This is a genomic window from Methylocystis heyeri (assembly GCF_004802635.2).
Classification (GTDB): Bacteria; Pseudomonadota; Alphaproteobacteria; order Rhizobiales; family Beijerinckiaceae; genus Methylocystis; species Methylocystis heyeri.
Map to the genome: position 1 here is coordinate 154,173 of NZ_CP046052.1, position 14,335 is coordinate 168,507.

A 14,335-nucleotide genomic window follows, 5' to 3' on the forward strand; every position below is an offset into this window, starting at 1 on the left:
GGCGGCAATCAGCCAGAAGATCACGATCATGGCGGTGAAACCGGGCCAGTCGAGAGCTAACCGCCAATTGAAGGTGTCGCCCGCTGCTTCCACGCCGAGGGCGGATCCGCGAAGGCGCGGGAACCAGGCGCTCCTGGCGGAGGTTGTATCTCCAACATTACGGGAGACGCGCGGTGTCTCTGATGGTCTCATGCGCCTGGGCGGCGTTGGTGGCCTGGCTGATTGTGCGGGCGATCGCCCAGCGCAACGCGTTTCTGGCCCTTCCGGACATTCTTGCGGGCAATCTGGAAGACTCCCCCAATGTGAGCGTGGTCGTGCCGGCTCGAAACGAGGCCGGGAACATAGGACGCTGCCTAGCCAGTCTCGCCGCGCAGAGTTACCCGAAAGCCTGTTTGAGCGTCATTGTGGTGGACGACCATTCCGAAGACGAGACGCTGAGCATCGCAGCCTCCATCGCCGAAACTTACTCCCATGTTCAGGCGATCGGCTGCCCGGCGCTGCCGCAAGGATGGAAAGGAAAGCCGCATGCCTGCTGGATCGGGGCGAAGGCCGCCCCGCCCGAAACCGAATGGCTCTGTTTCATAGACGCGGACGTCGAGGCGGGGCCCGACCTCATCGCTGGAGCGGTTTGCTTCGCCTCCGGCGAGGGCCTCGGTCTGCTGTCGCTCGCCCCGCGGCAGGAATTGAAGAGTTTCGCCGAGCGGCTGGTGATGCCCTGCGGATTTTACAGTCTCGCCTTTCGCCAGGACATCCGCAGGCTGGAGGCTCAGGACAGCCTGGACGCCTCGGTGACGGGGCAGTTCATGCTGATCCGCCGGCAAGCTTATGATGCGGTCGAAGGGCACGCCGCCGTGAGCCACATGATCTGCGAGGACGCAGGTCTCGCCCGCCTGATCAAGCAGAGCGGCTTCCGGGCGGCGTTTCGCGACGGCGGCCGCCTGCTCTCGACCCGCATGTACACCGGATGGAGCCGGCTGTGGCAGGGGCTGACCAAGAATCTTGTCGACATGCTCGGCGGGCAGCTGCCGCTCCTTTCCGCGGCCTTCGTCGCCGTCACCCTCGGATGGGCGGCCGTCTTCGTTCCTTGTATCGTATTTTACCGCTGGGCGCAGGGGGACGCATGGTCGTGCTGGGCGCTTGGTCCTGCGCTCGCCGCCTCGGCGGCGGTTCTCGGGTTTCATATCGCCGGCGCACGCCATTTTCGAATTCCGCTATGGTACGGGCTCCTGTTTCCGCTCGGCTACAGCATGGGAGCCGTGATTGCGGCCGACAGCGTCGTCCGGCGACGCCGCGGGCGAGTGGTCTGGAAGGGCCGGGTATATTCGGCATAGTGAAGGGGACGTTCGGAGTTCCCCCGGAGAGCGTCGTCACCCGCCGGTTCTGGCCGCTTGCTCCGAGAACGGCGTGAGCCCTCCGTTCCAGGGGCGCGTGAGGTAATCCGAAAAGGTGATGGTGAACAGAAAGATCAGCCAGAACAGGCCGGCGGCGGCGCAAAGCCGGACCTGGACGCTGGAGCCGCGCAGATTCATGAACAAAAACCACACGAGCATGGCTTGAACGATCGCAATTCCCATCTGCACAAAGGAGCTGTAGGCGCCGATGTGAAGGAAGACCGTTCCAATGCTGACGCCGAGCAGCAGCAGCAGGATGAACCATACGCCGGCATAGCCGAGCGATAGACTGAGCATGCTGCGCCTGGATCGGGGCTCCTCCATCATGATCTCCCCGGAAGGTAGATCAGGGCGTAGAGAATGAGCCAAACGCTGTCGACGAAGTGCCAGTACAGCGAAATCGCTTCTATCGCGGGGCTTTGCGCCGCAATGGCCCTGCGCTGAACCTGAACGCCCGCGTAAATGACGAGGCCGACGCCGACGGCGAGATGAATGGCGTGAACGCCGGTCATCACCCAATAGAGCGCAAAGAAGAGCCTCGTCGCGGCCGGCTTCAGGCTGAAATCAGGGCCCGGCACGAGGCGCTTGTCGATGTCGTCCGCATATTCCAGTCCCTTGACCCCGAGAAACGCGAGGCCCAGGATCGCGGTCACGAGCAGGCATGAAGCGAGGATGCGCCTTCTGTCCAGTTCGGAGGCGTGCAGCGCGATGGTCATTACGAAGCTGCTGGTGAGCAGGATCGCGGTGTTGATGCTCCCATAGAGGATGTCGGTCTCGCGGGACGCGATCCGGAAGGCGTCGGGATAGAGGTTTCGATACACGGCATAGCTCAGAAACAGCCCCGCGAAGAAAAGGATCTCGCTGGCGAGGAAGGTCCATAGGCCGAATGCGACGCCTTCTTTTTCGCGCGCGAGGCTGGGCCAGGGTTCATGCAAGAGCGTCGGCGCGTCGCTCATGGCTTTCTTCCCTGCGCTTCCTGCGGCTCGCGCCGCGCCGCGTCGGGCGCTTCTTCTGCGGGATGATAGTGATAGGGGCCGGCGTTCACCACGGGGATTTCCTCGAAGTTTTCTTTTGGGGGCGGCGAACTCGTCTGCCATTCGAGCCCGGTTGCGTCCCAGGGGTTGTCGCCTGCGCGGGTTCCGTAGAGAAGCGACCAGCCGAGATAAATCAGCGGGAGAAGATAGGCGGAAAGCAGGATGAGGGCGCCCACCGAAGATATGACATGGTAGACTTGGAATTCCTGCGGGTAGACATGATAGCGGCGCGGCATCCCGCCGTAGCCCATTATGAACTGCGGCAGAAAGGTCGTGTTGAAGCCGAGAAACATGACGATCGCCGCGAAACGCGCCCAGGCCTCGGAATAAAGCCTGCCCGTTATCTTGGGCCACCAGAAGTGCAGTCCGGCGAAAAAGGCCGAGACGCTGCCGCCCACCATTATGTAGTGGAAATGCGCCACCACGAAATAAGTGTCGGTGACATGCACGTCGATCGGGATCGACGCCAGAAACAGTCCGGTCAGGCCTCCGATGGTGAACAGCCCCAGAAAGCCGAGCGCATAGAGCATCGGCGCTTCGAAGGTGACCTGGCCGCGATGCAGCGTCGCGGTCCAGTTGAACACCTTGATCGCAGAGGGCACGGCGACCGCGAAGGACAGGAACGAGAATACGACATTCGCATATTGGGACTCGCCGGACACGAACATGTGATGTCCCCAGACGAGAAATCCCACGATGGCGATGGCCATGATGGCGTAGACCATCATGATATAGCCGAACACGCGCCGCCGCGCGAAGCAGGCGAACACCTCCGACACGACGCCCATGGCAGGAAGCACCATGATATAGACGGCAGGATGGCTGTAGAACCAGAAGAGATGCTGAAACAGCAAGGGGTCGCCGCCCTCGCTCGGATTGAACAAGGGAAGCCCGAAATAGCGTTCGGCTATTATCAACAGTAGCGACATTGCAAGGACCGGCGTCGCAAGAACCATGACGATGCTCGTCGCATAGAGCGCCCAAACCATCAGCGGAAGGCGCGACCAGGTCATTCCCGGTGCGCGCAGCATATGCGTGGTGGTGATGAAATTCACGCCCGTCGCGATGGAGGAGAAGCCCACGATGAAAACGCCGAGCGCCGCAGCCAGGACATTGCTGTTCGAATAGAGCGAGGAATAGGGCGTGTAGAACGTCCAGCCCGTGTCCACGCCGCCTGCAACGATAGCGTAGCAGGTGAAAGCGGCGCCCACCGCGTAAATATACCAGGATATGAGGTTGAGGCGCGGAAAGGCCACGTCGCGCGCGCCGATCATCAAAGGCAGAAGGAAGTTGCCCAGAGTCGCCGGAATCGACGGCACCAGAAAGAACCAGACCATCACGATTCCATGGAGCGAAAACAGCCTGTTGTAGCCTTCGTCGCTCAAAATCGCGCCTTTTGGGTTCATGAGTTCGAGCCGAACCAATCCGATCGCAATGCCGCCAATAAAGAAAAACACGGTTATGGCCAGGGCGTAAAGTATGCCGATCCGCTTGTGGTCGGTGGTGGTCAGCCAGGATTTCAGGGTGTGGCCGGCGACGAGATAGCTGGCTGTCACGGCGCCTGGTTCCTCATCGCGCGCACTTTCGATGGCGGTCTCGCTCATTCCTGTCTTCCTTCCCAAGCCAGCGATCTGACATAGGCGATCAGCTCGATGATCTGATCTTCGCTCACCGTTCCACGAAAGCTCGGCATGATGGGCTGGTAGCCGGCGACGACGTCCTTGTCGGGCAAAAGGATCGAGTCTCTTATGTAGGCCTCGTCGGCGTTGACGACTCGGCCATCGGATAGATGCACCGGATGGCCATAGACCCCGTGAAGATCCGGCGCGTGCACGGCGGAGTTCGGCGCATGGCAGCCCGAGCAGCCCAGGGAGCGAAACAGCGCCTCGCCTCGCTTTGCGAGATTGTCGGCCTCGGGCTGGGCGGCAAGCCAGCGGGAATAATCTTCGGGCGTCATCAATATGAGGCGGCCGGTCATGCGGGAATGCTGGGTTCCGCAGAATTCCGCGCACATCAGATGATACACTCCCGGCTTGTCGGCGGTGAACCAGATGTAGGTGTATCGTCCCGGAAGGACGTCCTGCTTCAATCTCAATGATGGCAGAAACATGCTGTGTATCACGTCGTCCGACGTCATGATCAATTGAACGGGATGTCCCGTCGGCGCGTGAAGCTCGTTGATTTCCCTGACGCCGTTGGAGTGCTGAAGCTTCCACATCCATTGTTTGGCCAGCACATGAATCTGCAATGCGTCGCGCGGAGGAATTATCTCACGCAACTGCATCGAAGCCGCCCACCAGAAAATGAATAGAAAGGCGAAGGCTGTCGCTGCGGTCCAGCCGATTTCGATTTCAAAGCCGAGAGATTTCGGCAATGTCGGGCGATAGGCGTCGGAACCTTTGCGATAACGTATCGAAAATCCCACGATGACGACAAAGACGGCTGCAACGACGACCGCCGACACTGCGACGAGCGCGAAAAAGAACCTGTCCCATGAGCCGGCGTATTCCGACGCCTTCGCCGCAAATTCGTCGATCATGTCGACCGGCGGGCTCCTGTGGCGATGACTGCCTTTTTCATTTTCTCTTCCCCATGGCGGCGAAGGGTCGGCTCGAGCGAAGGAACGTGTTCCGAAGTTGCGCCGCTATCGATAACGCCAACCTCGGGTTCGCGTTTCACCCGGCCGTTGGCCCGCCTGGCTGGAACCTTTTTCGCGCGCGCCTAGTTCATTTCTCGTGCTGGATTTTTACTTTCCGCAGGTCGAGCGGCCGGAGGACTTTGGCAGGAATGCGTTGTTCGAGCGGCGCCCTCCCCAAAAAGGCGGCGGGTGGGGTCATCCATTGGAGCCTATGAGGTAATCTGCATGGGGGAGCCTTCCGACGCAGTGAGTGGCGACGCTGCCGGCGTGGACCGGCGCCGCGCATTGCGCCTGCTGGCGGCGGGCATGGCGCTGTCGCCGTGCGCCTGCGGCCGTCCCGAGGAAGAAATAGCGCCCTATGTCGAGATGCCGGAAGGCCTTACTCCGGGCGTTCCGCTTTTTTTCGCCACCGCATTGCCGCTCGCAGGATATGGACGAGGGGCGCTGGTCGCTACTTACGAAGGACGGCCGACGAGGATCGAAGGCAATCCGCGCCATCCCGCCAGCCTCGGCGCCGCGGACATCTTCGCGCAGGCGGAAATTGTTTCCCTGTATCAGCCGGACCGCGCCAAGGCGGCGAGCGACGAAAAGGGGCTATCCTCGTGGAAAGCGTTCTCGACCGCGCTTTTCGCTCAAATGCAAAAGGAGAAAGCGCGAAAAGGATCGGGCTTGCGCTTTGTCACCGGAAGGATCGCTTCGCCGACCTTTGCGAGGCAGATGGGCGATCTCCTCAAGGCTTTTCCGGAAGCGCGCTGGCTGCGCTGGGAACCCGTCCATGAGGACTCGGCCGCCTCGGGCGCAGCCCTCGCCTTCGGCAAGCCCTTGACCATGCTGCCGAAGCTCGAAGACGCTTCTGTCGTTCTCACGCTCGGCGCCGATCCGCTCGGGCCGGGTCCGGCACAGCTCCATCTTGGAAGCGGCTACATAAAGGCCCGGCTGTCCAAACTGCAAAGCGGCCAAACCATACGTCTATACGCCGCCGAGTCCTGCTGGACGCTGACAGGAGCGAACGCCGACGAACGCTTGGCGGTCCCGCCTCCCGTAATCCAGAACATCGGGGTGGAGGTCGCCAGAAATCTCGGCGCGGGGATTTCCAGCCGGGGCGATCTGCCGGAACCGGCTCAAAGATTCGTCGACGCTGCGTTCAAGGATCTTCAGGCCAATGTCGGCCGCGCCATCGTGCTTGCAGGGCGGGAGCAACCTCCCGAACTCCACGCGCTCTGCCATTGGATCAACGACCGACTCGGGGCTCCCGTCGATTTCATCCAGCCGGTCGACCCGGTCGGCGCCGGCCATCTTCAGTCGCTGCAACAACTCGCGAGCGACCTTCGCCAAAGCCGCGCGGAAACGCTGATCGTCATCGACAGCAACCCCGCCTATGGCGCGCCGGGGGAATTGCTGCTGGGCGAAGCTATAGCGGCAGCGCCTTTCACCGCGCATATCGGGTTGTTCGAAGACGAGACCGCGGCGCTTTGCAAATGGCGCCTGCCGCTCACGCACATATTGGAAAGCTGGTCCGATCTAAGGGCTTTCGAGGGAACCGCCAGCATCGTTCAACCGATGATCCGGCCTCTCTACGACACGCGCACGGCGCATCAGCTTCTCGCCCTGATCGGGAGCGGGGAGTCTGCATCTTCCTATGATCTGGTGCGCGAAACCTGGCGCAATCGCGCTTCCCCCTCCGATTTCGAAACCTCATGGCGGCGTTGGTTGCACGAAGGGGTGATCTCCGGAACCTCCGAAAGCCCCGTGTCGTCTCCGGGAGCAAAGCTCGTCGATATCCGGCCGGCGCCGACGTCGCAAAAACTCGTTCTCGCGCTCGCGCCGGATCCTTCGATATGGGACGGGAGATTCTGCAACAATCCGTGGCTGCAGGAATGCCCCAAGCCGCTCACCAAGCAGGTTTGGGGCAATGCGCTCGAAGTTTCTCCGCAAGACGCCGCGGCGCATAAACTGGAGGAGGGCGAGGTCGTCGCCGTGAGCCGGGGCGGGCGGGTAGTAGAAGCGCCTGTTCATGTGGTGGAAGGGCAGGCGGTCGGCGTGCTTGCGGCCACGCTCGGTTATGGCCGCCGGAAGGCCGGCGCCATCGGGAGCGACATCGGCTTCGACGCCTTTCGTCTCCAGAGCGCGAATTCGCCGTGGATACTGAACGACGTCGAGATCGCGCGCACGGGAAAACGCCGGCCGATTCTGACGACCCAGCACAATTTCCAGATCGAAGCGGAGGTGAAGGACATATTGCCTACGCTGACATTCGAGGAGTTGGCCCAGGGCAGGGTGGAATTGCCGAACTCGGCCGATCTGCCGACGCTGCTCCCGCAATGGCGGTATGATTCCTACAAATGGGCGATGACGATCGACACTGCGGCCTGTATCGGCTGCAACGCCTGCGTCGTCGCCTGCCAATCGGAAAACAATGTGCCGGTCGTCGGTCCCGAGGAGGTCGCGATGGGCCGTGACATGCACTGGCTGCGCGTCGACACATATTTTTCGCGCCGATCCGGCGAGCCTCTCGGGTTTCAGCCGGTGCCCTGCATGCACTGCGAATATGCGCCCTGCGAGCCGGTCTGTCCGGTCGCGGCTTCGGTGCATGACAGCGAAGGATTGAATGTCCAGGTCTATAACAGATGCGTCGGCACCCGCTTTTGCCAGTCGAACTGCCCTTACAAGGTTCGCCGGTTCAACTTTTTCGGATATGCCGATGGAGAGAGCTACGCCAATCTCGGGCAGGAGCCCCTCGAGGCCCAATTCAACCCCGACGTGACCGTGCGGTCGAGAGGGGTCATGGAGAAATGCACCTACTGTGTGCAGCGCATCAGCCGTGCGCGCCGCGACGCCGAAAAGGAGAGCCGGCGCATCCCGACCGGCGGCGTGGTCACGGCATGCCAGGCGGCTTGTCCAACCCATGCGATCAGTTTCGGCGATCTGAACGATCCCTCTTCGCCCATCCGCTCCTTGCGTGAGGAACGGCGCCATTATGTCCTGCTCGGACATCTCGGCACAAAGCCCCGAACCACTTATCTCGCTCGCTTTAAAAACCCCAACCCGATGCTCGCGCCGGAAAAAACATGAACGACACGCCGCGCAGCATCGCTTCGCAGGACGAGCGCTGGGTCCTGCCGCAGGGGCGCTCATACGAGACCATAACCGATCTCGTCAGCGCGCCCCTGCTGGAGCGCCAGAGATGGAGCTGGCGCGCCTGGCGGATCGCCTTTGTCGCAAGCCTCCTCCTGACAGGATTGATGCTTGTTTCGGCCTCCTGGCTGCTGGCGCAGGGGATCGGAGTCTGGGGCGTCAACACCACCGTCGTCTGGGGCTTCGCCATCGCCAACTATGTCTGGTGGATCGGCATCGGCAACGCCGGCACGTTGATCTCGGCGATGCTGCTGCTGATGCGCCAGCATTGGCGGGCGTCGATCAACAGGTTCGCCGAGGCGATGACTCTCTTCGCCGCGGGCATAGCCGGCCTGTTTCCGATCCTGCATCTCGGGCGGCCGCTCTATTTCTATTGGCTCACCCCTTATCCCAACACGATGGCGCTCTGGCCTCAGTGGCGCAGCGCGCTGATCTGGGATTTCTGGGCCATACTGAGCTACATCCTCTTTTCGATCCTGTTCTGGTACGTGGGGCTTATCCCGGATTTCGCCTGTCTGCGCGACCGCGCGCGCAGCGAGAAATCGCGCAGTCGCTTCGGCGCTTTGGCTTTGGGCTGGAGAGGGTCCGCCCGCCAGTGGCGGCTTTATCATATCTATCATATGACCATGGCGTGCCTCGGCGTGCCCCTCGTCGTTTCTCTCCACAGCGTGGTGGGCCTGGATTTTGCGGCCAGCCTGATGCCGGGATGGTCGGAAACCATTTTCCCGCCCTATTTCGTGGTGGGAGCGATGTATTCGGGGTTCGCCATGGTGGTCGTTCTCGCAGCCGCGGTGCGGTGGGGCTTCCGCCTGCAAGCGATCATCACGATCGATCACTTCGACGTGATGGCGAAGATCATGCTCGCCGCCTCGATGATCATGAGCGCGTCCTACCTCACCGAGTGGTTCGCCGCATGGTACGGCGGCGATCCCAATGAACGCAGCCTCGTCCGCTTCGAATTCCTCGGGGATTATCGCGTCCTCTATTATCTGATGCTGTTCTGCAACTGCGTTGTGGCCCAGGCGTTCTGGGCGAGGGCCGCGCGCCGCAGCATCCTCGCCGTCGTGATTGTCGCGATCCTGATCAACATCGGAATGTGGCTGGAGCGCATCACCATCGTCTGGAACACTCTTTCGCATGACTACGCCGCCAGCATGTGGCGCGTCTTTCATCCGACATTCTGGGACTATTCCCTGATGTTCGGCTCTCTGGGATTGTTCGCGCTTCTCTATCTGACGCTTTGCCGCATGGCGCCGATCGTATCGATACATGAGACCCGCCATCTGCTGTCATTGGAGAAGCAGACATGACTCGCCTGCTTGTCGTCGACTTTGGCGAGCCCGGAGCCGTCCTCGAATTCGCGCGCCGGGCGCGCAAGGCGCATTACGAGGTGATCGACATCTATTCTCCCTTTCCGGTGGAGGGCGCCGGGGAGTTCGTCGGCGGCGGTCCTACGGCGCTGCGCGTTCACATGTTTATCGGCGGCGTCGCTGTGGCCGCATTGGCCTATGGCGTGGAGGCCTGGAGCGCGACCTCGAACTATCCAATTATCAGCGGAGGACGCCCGCTCGACTCCTGGCCCGCCTTCATGCCTTTCCCCTTCACCGTAGGGATATTCGGCGCCGCTCTCACCGGTTTCATCAGTCTTCTCATCCAGACCGGGCTGCCGAGGCTGCATCATCCCATCTTTGCTCACGAGGGCTTCGAACGCACGACCCAGGACCGGTTTCTGCTCGCACTGAAGCCTCCCGCCGCAATGACGCAGGCGGAGGCCAAAAAGCGGCTCGAAGACATGGGAGCCTCCAATATCCGGGATATGGAATAGTGGTCGCGAGGCTGACCATCGCAGCCTTGGCCGCGCTCTTGATCGGGGGCTGCGATCTGAGCATGACCGAGCAGCGCAAATACACCACCTACAAGCCTTCCCGGTTCTGGTCCGATGGATCTTCGGCGCGGCCTCCGCCCAAAGGCGTGGTGGCGCAGAACTACGCCTCGCGAGAAGCTGCAGGGAAAACGCCTCCTGCGATTACCCCGCAACTCGTCAAGCGCGGCCAGGAGCGCTTCACGATATATTGCTCGCCCTGCCATGGCTTATCGGGGGACGGAAACGGCGTGATCGCGCAGCGCGGGTTTCCGCGCCCGCCCTCCTATTTTTCCGCCAATCTGCGGGCGGCGCCCGCGCAGCATTTCTATGACGTGATCACGCAAGGATATGGGGTGATGTATTCCTATGCGGCGCGCGTGGAGCCTGCGGATCGCTGGGCCATCGTCGCCTATATCCGCGCTTTGCAATTATCCAGGACTCCGGCCACGGCCGGAAGCGAGGCGCCGCCATAGGGCGGCGTCGATCGGCGGCGCGAGGCGAAGCCTCCTCCTCCAGTCGAGCGGAACAGAAACGAGGCGGCGATGTCAAAAGGAGCAGAAGGCCAGGACCAAAGGCGAGACCAGTCCCTTTCGCTCCAGATCCCTGGCGCGGCGGCGCTCCTGGTCGCTGTCGCGGCGCTCTGCGCCTTGGTCGCGTTTGGTTTTTACGACTTGAAAGCCGCCGCGGGCGGCTGGCTCATGGCGGCGGTGTTCTGGAGCGGCGTTGCGGTCGGCTGTCTTTTCGCGGTCATGATCCACACGCTCACCGGGGGAAGATGGGGCGCGCAGTTTGCCGCTGCGCTGGTTCCAGGTTCGATAGCGGCGCCTCTCGTCGTAGCGCTATTTGCGCCGGTTCTCGCGGCGCTGAGGCTTTTCTATCCCTGGGCGCAGGATCCCGCGGCGGCGCCCGCCGATGTGTCGCAACTCTATCTCAACGCGCCCTTTTACATCGCGCGAACATTGGCGGCGCTCGCTTTCTGGAGTTTGATCGGCGTGCTGTTGACTCGCCTTGCGGGAACGGCGCTTCTCTTGAGCGCCGCGATCGGCCTCGCCATACACGGCCTGATCATCGGCCTGATCGGGCTGGATTGGATTCTTTCTCTCGAACCCGTCTTCATTTCAACTTCCTTCGGCGCCACCCTCGCTTTCACCCAACTCGCCGCTGCGCTGGCCTTTGCCGCCATCGTTGCGCCGGAAAGCCGTGACGGCGTGGCTGTGGGCGACATCGGCGGACTTCTTCTCGCGACGCTTCTCGGCGTCGTCTATTTGAATTTCATCGCCGTGCTGGTCATCTGGTACGGCGACCTGCCGCATAAGGTTCTGTGGCTGGTTCGCCGCGATCACTGGCCATGGACCCTGATCGCCGGCCTTGCTTTCTTTCTGGGGGCGGTTTTCCCCATTTTCTGGTTGTTCCTGCAACGCGTCCGCAACAGCCGCCGCGGCCTGCGCATTATCGGCGCGATCGCGCTCGCTGGAATAGCGCTCTATTACGCCTATCTGATAGGCCCGCCATTCGGCGCGCTGTCGCTCGGCGCCGGCCTCGTCGCCATGATCGGAATCGGCGCGCTGTTCGTCGCATTCATCGGCGCGCCATGGGCGCGGACGGCCTTTTGCAAATGGAGTTCCGGTCGTGCCCCCTGAAGACGACGAGCTCTCGCCCGCGCAGGTCGACGCGAGGCTGGTCCTGCGTGTCGCCGGCGGAGTTCTGGTTTTGCTCGCGTCGGGCGTCGGCGTATCGATCGGACTCTATGATTGGATGGCGCCGTCCGGAAAGTTCAAGGAGCCGACCTCATTTCCGTCGCCGAGCGTATTGCAGACCAACAACCGTGAATCGATCGCCGATCGAAATCCTTATGCGGCGCCGGATGCGGATGGCGGCGCCATTCCGATCGAGCAGGCCATGGAGATGATCGCCCGGCGCGGAGCAGACGCTTATTCTCCGATAGAACAAAAGAGCCTCGCGCAGCAAAAATCACAGCCGCCCTCTGAAGAAAATGTCCGCAAGCCCGCGGCGAAGACGCAAGGGCGGCCCAGGCGTCATGGTGGCGGCGGAGGCAGAGGGCGTTCTCACCGCGGATGAGTTTCAACGGTGACAGGTCGAGCAATCGGTCAGATGCCCGGTTTCGATCCCATATTCCCTGAGCAGCCGCTCGCCTTTTTGGTCCTGATCCGCTCCCGGCTTCCAGTCAGAGCGAAACAGATCGGCGAGCGGGCGCAGATTTGGGGCCGGACTGCGATGGCACTCCAGGCACCATGACATTGTGAGGGGCTGCGTCTGCCTCACGAGCGGCATGGTGTCGATGCGGCCATGGCAGGTGGAGCAGCCGACGCCTTTTGCAAGATGGATCGAATGGTCGAAATAGACATATGCGGGAAGCCGATGAACCCGGTTCCATTGGATCGGGACGCCCCGAGCCAGGCTTTCACGAACCGGCGCGAGCATTTCCGCATTGGTGTAGAGCTGGGAGTGACAGGTCATGCAAGTGTAGGTGGGCGGGACCGAAGCCACCGGCGACTTCTCCACCGCATCATGGCAATAGCGGCAATCAAGCCCCAGTCCGCCGACGTGATGCTCATGGCTGAAGGGCACGGGTTGCTTCAGCGTCACATTCTCTCCGGTGACGAAAGGCGACCACATCACGCCGTAAGCGACGCCTATCGCGGCGAAGGGAACAATCAGGATCGCGAGCAGGACGAGGCGAGCGATCGTATCCGCATAGGGGCGAAAGACCTGCGGCATTCTGCTCTCTCGGGTCGACGGCCGTCTGGAGCGCCGCGCATGCTGCTAAAGCCGGAAGAGAGCAAGAAAGTTCCACTGCCGCTTGCGTCGCCTCTGGGCCAAACGAGAGTCGACCTGCGGAAGATTGCTTTCAGCGATTTGCAGCGCCCGGCGTATCGGGTCCAAACCACAGATCTTTCACCTGATCGAAATGGACGCCGGCGTCATATTCCTCGACCTTGAGACCCAGAGTCGCGGCCGAGAGGCGTCCGGCGGCCGCCATCACGCCATAGGAGGCGACGACCCGGTCACGCTGGGCGAGGACAAGGCCGATCCTTGCGCCCAGCAGCTCATACTGAGCGTTGAGAATATCCAGCGTGGTTCTCTGCCCCGCTTTGGCCTCTTCCCTCACGCCCGTCAGCGCGCGCTCCGCCGCCTTGACCTGCGCCTGCGCCGCTGTGACCTGGGCTTTGGCGGCTTGCAGGCTTCCCCAATTGGCGCGCACGAGGGACATCAGCTCGGCGCGCGCGACGTCGACGTCGAATTTCTTTTGCCCTGCGGTTTCCTTGGCCTGGCGGACGCGTGCCGAAGTTTCGCCCCCCGAATACAAGGGTATGGAGAGTTTGCCCAATACTTGCGCGCCGACGGCGCGATTGCCGCGTCCGTCTATGTCGGATTGGGTGTAGACATTGCCCACGAGTGAAAAGGTCGGCATGAAGTCGCCCTCGGCGACGAGCACCTGGAGATCGGCCGCATCCGCATCATGCAGCGCGGCGCAGGCGATCGGATGCTCGACCAGCGCTATGCGTTCAGCCTCTTCCCGCGTTTTTGGCAGCAGATTGTCGATGGGGGACGCGGGAACCAGCTTGTTCGGTTCGTCGCCGACGACCTTCTTATAGGCGCCGATGCTGGCTTCCACGGTCGCCCGGGCGGCTGCGGCTTGCGCGCGTCCCGCCGAGAGGCGGGCTTCGGCCTGCGCAATGTCCGTCAGGGTGATCTGCCCCGCGGCGTATCTCTCCTTGACCTGACGGAGCTGTTCGCCGAGCACCGAGACATTGCTCTCATGGAGCTGCAAAATCGCGGTGTCGCGCATCACGTTCATATAGGCGGAGACGACATCCAGCAGCACGCGCGACTCGGTGAGGCGCAGCCGCTGCCGCGCGGCATAGACATTTGCCTCTGCGGCGCGCGTCGAGTTGATGGCCTTCAGCCCGTCGAACAGGGGCTGTTCGACGCTCAGGATCGCGGAACGGGGGGCGCCCTGGTTGTTCTGGATCGATTGCGTGAACACCGGGTCCAGATAGTCGCCGTTGCTGATGTCGGTCGCATTGTTGACCGAGCGCCGCCGCTCCGCCCCTAAAAATGTGTCGGTCTTGACCCGCGGACGCAGCTGGGACAGGGCTCGGGGCACGTTTTCGTCCTGTGCGCGAACCCCTGCGCGATCAGAGTTCAGCACCGGATTGGCGCGATAGGCTTTGGTCAGCGCGCCGTTCAGGGTTTCCGCGCCCACCGGAGCGGGCGCCGCGAAAACCAGCGTCGCCATCAGAATCCGCCG

General features: G+C 62.1%; 13 protein-coding genes. 7 read left to right on the forward strand and 6 right to left on the reverse strand.

What is annotated here, in order from left to right:
- The first annotated feature begins 182 nt into the window (after positions 1-182).
- A complete protein-coding gene (locus tag H2LOC_RS00635; RefSeq protein WP_246207235.1) occupies positions 183-1,331 on the forward strand; it encodes a glycosyltransferase family 2 protein in 1,149 nt (382 codons plus the stop codon).
- A 36-nt stretch (positions 1,332-1,367) separates the two neighbouring features.
- Here the strand turns inward: H2LOC_RS00635 and H2LOC_RS00640 are convergent, their stop codons facing one another.
- From H2LOC_RS00640 to coxB, 4 genes are read right to left on the reverse strand one after another with little or no spacing between them, the layout of a single operon-like run.
- A complete protein-coding gene (locus H2LOC_RS00640; protein WP_162009671.1) occupies positions 1,368-1,688 on the reverse strand; it encodes a cytochrome C oxidase subunit IV family protein in 321 nt (106 codons plus the stop codon).
- Between the two features lie 26 nt (positions 1,689-1,714).
- Positions 1,715-2,347: a cytochrome c oxidase subunit 3 gene (locus H2LOC_RS00645; protein WP_136494634.1), complete on the reverse strand. Its 633-nt coding sequence runs from the start codon at positions 2,345-2,347 to the stop codon at positions 1,715-1,717.
- On the reverse strand, positions 2,344-4,029 hold the full coding sequence (gene ctaD, locus H2LOC_RS00650) for a cytochrome c oxidase subunit I (RefSeq protein ID WP_136494635.1): 1,686 nt from the start codon (positions 4,027-4,029) through the stop codon (positions 2,344-2,346). The genes H2LOC_RS00645 and ctaD overlap by 4 nt, the downstream gene beginning before the upstream one ends.
- Positions 4,026-4,964: a cytochrome c oxidase subunit II gene (gene coxB / locus H2LOC_RS00655; protein ID WP_136494636.1), complete on the reverse strand. Its 939-nt coding sequence runs from the start codon at positions 4,962-4,964 to the stop codon at positions 4,026-4,028. The genes ctaD and coxB overlap by 4 nt, the downstream gene beginning before the upstream one ends.
- Positions 4,965-5,309: 345 nt before the next feature.
- On the opposite strand from coxB, the gene H2LOC_RS00660 reads away from it, so the two are divergent.
- The 6 genes from H2LOC_RS00660 to H2LOC_RS00685 all read left to right on the forward strand — a co-directional run bounded on the left by H2LOC_RS00660 (position 5,310) and on the right by H2LOC_RS00685 (position 12,141).
- Positions 5,310-8,135, forward strand: a complete 2,826-nt coding sequence (locus H2LOC_RS00660; RefSeq protein WP_343040049.1) for a 4Fe-4S dicluster domain-containing protein — start codon at positions 5,310-5,312, stop codon at positions 8,133-8,135.
- Positions 8,132-9,508 carry an NrfD/PsrC family molybdoenzyme membrane anchor subunit gene (gene nrfD / locus H2LOC_RS00665; RefSeq protein WP_136494637.1) on the forward strand — a complete coding sequence of 459 codons (1,377 nt, stop codon included), beginning with the start codon at positions 8,132-8,134 and terminating at the stop codon, positions 9,506-9,508. The genes H2LOC_RS00660 and nrfD overlap by 4 nt, the downstream gene beginning before the upstream one ends.
- Positions 9,505-10,023 carry a DUF3341 domain-containing protein gene (locus H2LOC_RS00670; RefSeq protein ID WP_136494638.1) on the forward strand — a complete coding sequence of 173 codons (519 nt, stop codon included), beginning with the start codon at positions 9,505-9,507 and terminating at the stop codon, positions 10,021-10,023. The genes nrfD and H2LOC_RS00670 overlap by 4 nt, the downstream gene beginning before the upstream one ends.
- The gene (locus H2LOC_RS00675) at positions 10,023-10,535 is read left to right on the forward strand and encodes a c-type cytochrome (RefSeq protein WP_425487312.1); all 513 of its coding nucleotides are present in this window, start codon (positions 10,023-10,025) and stop codon (positions 10,533-10,535) included. Before H2LOC_RS00670 ends, H2LOC_RS00675 begins: the two co-directional genes overlap by 1 nt.
- 69 nt (positions 10,536-10,604) lie before the next feature.
- Positions 10,605-11,702, forward strand: a complete 1,098-nt coding sequence (locus H2LOC_RS00680; protein ID WP_136494639.1) for a hypothetical protein — start codon at positions 10,605-10,607, stop codon at positions 11,700-11,702.
- Positions 11,692-12,141 carry a hypothetical protein gene (locus tag H2LOC_RS00685; RefSeq protein WP_136494640.1) on the forward strand — a complete coding sequence of 150 codons (450 nt, stop codon included), beginning with the start codon at positions 11,692-11,694 and terminating at the stop codon, positions 12,139-12,141. Before H2LOC_RS00680 ends, H2LOC_RS00685 begins: the two co-directional genes overlap by 11 nt.
- Before the next feature lie 3 nt (positions 12,142-12,144).
- Here H2LOC_RS00685 and H2LOC_RS00690 read toward each other — a convergent pair whose 3' ends face one another.
- Together H2LOC_RS00690 and H2LOC_RS00695 are read right to left on the reverse strand one after the other, a co-directional pair.
- On the reverse strand, positions 12,145-12,801 hold the full coding sequence (locus H2LOC_RS00690) for a cytochrome c3 family protein (RefSeq protein ID WP_136494641.1): 657 nt from the start codon (positions 12,799-12,801) through the stop codon (positions 12,145-12,147).
- Positions 12,802-12,931: 130 nt separating this feature from the next.
- Positions 12,932-14,323: a TolC family outer membrane protein gene (locus tag H2LOC_RS00695; RefSeq protein ID WP_136494642.1), complete on the reverse strand. Its 1,392-nt coding sequence runs from the start codon at positions 14,321-14,323 to the stop codon at positions 12,932-12,934.
- Positions 14,324-14,335: the final 12 nt, after the last annotated feature.